At 26.4% G+C, this 512-nt stretch carries 1 protein-coding gene; it reads right to left on the bottom strand.

Going from position 1 to position 512, the window contains the following annotated elements; translation table 11 throughout:
* Positions 1–12: 12 nt before the first annotated feature.
* Entirely contained in the window at positions 13–231 is a 219-nt protein-coding gene (locus tag J3U13_RS11380) for a Flp family type IVb pilin (RefSeq protein WP_267342174.1), read from the bottom strand.
* Positions 232–512 lie beyond the last annotated feature (281 nt).

Below are 512 nucleotides of genomic sequence, written 5' to 3'. Positions count from 1 at the left end.
AAGTATTGCTAATTAAGAAATGATATTAGACAACTTAGTGCTCAATTTATCAAATACATTACTTAACATATCATAAACTGGGCCACCTGAACTATTGAAAATAACTAAAATCACAGATGAAACACCAGCTGCAACGATTGCATATTCTATTGCAGTTACGCCACGCTCATTTTTAATGAATTTGTTTGCAAAATTTCTTACTTGCGCACGAACCGCTGATAAGTACATCATAATAACTTTCTCCTTAAATATTTACATTTTTTTTAAACTGATTTTCACTTTCTTAACTGAAAGTTTTCGCATTATATGCGAATTCATATTAAATTGCCAGCGAGAAATGCAATTTTATTTTAATTTTTTTTATCAATTTAATGAACAATATCATGAATTCAACCAACAAAAAATTATTTAAAATCATAAAGTAAACAGGTATCGTCTTAAATAGACATTGGAAGTTTTATTTAATTATTAAAGTAAAAATAATTTTCTCAATAAACTATTTCGCTAAAACA

Origin of the sequence: Gilliamella sp. B2887 (assembly GCF_026537015.1) — a bacterium.
Taxonomy (GTDB): domain Bacteria; phylum Pseudomonadota; class Gammaproteobacteria; order Enterobacterales; family Orbaceae; genus Gilliamella.
Note: the sequence above shows the minus strand (reverse complement) of the source record. Positions and strands in the feature narration are given on the sequence as shown.

Excerpts from the sequence above, each read along its gene's own strand:
- J3U13_RS11380 (WP_267342174.1), bottom strand. The coding sequence starts at position 231 with ATGATGTACTTATCAGCGGTTCGTGCGCAAGTAAGAAATTTTGCAAAC.